Origin of the sequence: Xanthomonas arboricola pv. populi, assembly GCF_002939945.1 — a bacterium.
Lineage (GTDB): Bacteria > Pseudomonadota > Gammaproteobacteria > Xanthomonadales > Xanthomonadaceae > Xanthomonas > Xanthomonas arboricola_A.
The window spans coordinates 1-1,126 of sequence record NZ_MDEB01000023.1; the positions used below are offsets into that span (position 1 = coordinate 1).

At 60.2% G+C, this 1,126-nt stretch carries 1 protein-coding gene; it reads left to right on the forward strand.

Annotated features, from left to right (window positions below; translation table 11 throughout):
• The first annotated feature begins 49 nt into the window (after positions 1 to 49).
• Positions 50 to 1,033, forward strand: coding sequence for an IS5 family transposase (locus XaplCFBP3123_RS21100; RefSeq protein ID WP_104535802.1), 984 nt, complete (start codon positions 50 to 52; stop codon positions 1,031 to 1,033).
• The last annotated feature ends 93 nt before the right edge of the window (positions 1,034 to 1,126 follow it).

Below are 1,126 nucleotides of genomic sequence, written 5' to 3' on the forward strand. Positions count from 1 at the left end.
AAAGCACAGCAGATGCGCGACACTATTGCCACAGAGTGAGGAATCATCCATGCAACTGACGTTCGGTGACGCTGAGGGCCTGGGCAAGCGCAAGCAGACCCGCCGCGAGATCTTCCTGAGTGAGATGGAGAAGGTGGTGCCGTGGAAGCAGTTGCTTGCGCTGATCGCACCGCACTATCCGGTGTCGGGGCGGCCAGGTCGGCAGCCGTACGCACTGGCGACGATGTTGCGGATTCATCTGCTGCAGCAGTGGTATGCGTTGAGTGATCCGGCGATGGAAGAAGCGCTGCACGAGATTCCGACCTTGCGGCGCTTTGCCCAGCTCGGTGGCTTGGACGACATTCCCGACGAGACCACGATTCTCAACTTTCGGCGCCTGCTGGAGACCCATGGCTTCGCCGCACGAATGCTGGAGGCCGTCAACGCGCATCTGGCGCGCAAGGGCCAGAGCCTGCGGTCGGGAACGATCGTCGATGCGACGCTGATTGCTGCGCCCAGTTCGACCAAGAATGCCGACCATGCACGTGACCCTGAGATGCACCAGACCAAGAAGGGCAATCAGTATTACTTCGGGATGAAAGCGCACATTGGCGTAGACGATGTGTCCGGATTGGTGCACCACGTGGAGTGCACGGCGGCCAACGTCGCCGATATCACACAGGCGCACAAGCTGCTGCATGGCAAGGAAGACACGCTCAGCGGGGATAGCGGTTACACGGGTCTGGAGAAGCGTGCGGAGATGGCGCGCAAGCGCAAGTTGCGCTACCTGATTGCAGAGAAGCCGTCCAAGCTCAAGCAGGTCAAGAACGCGCGCGAGTTGCAGTGGACCAAGCGCTGGGAGCACGCCAAGGCCAGCCTACGGGCGAAGGTGGAACATCCGTTCCGGGTGATCAAACGCCAGTTTGGTTACGTCAAGGTCCGCTATCGCGGCCTGGCGAAGAACACGGCACAGGTGCTGACGCTGTTTGCGCTGTCGAACCTGTGCATGAGGCGGAAGCAATTGCTGCCTGTCGTGGCCGAGATGTGCCTGTGATCCGGGGAATTGCGCGAAAAAGCGCCGAAAACGATGGAAATTCCAACGTCTGAGCGCAGCTCAGCGTGCCGATGTCACATGTCTCGTCATTGG

Coding starts and splice junctions, on each gene's coding strand:
- XaplCFBP3123_RS21100 (WP_104535802.1), top strand. CDS start 50: ATGCAACTGACGTTCGGTGACGCTGAGGGCCTGGGCAAGCGCAAGCAG.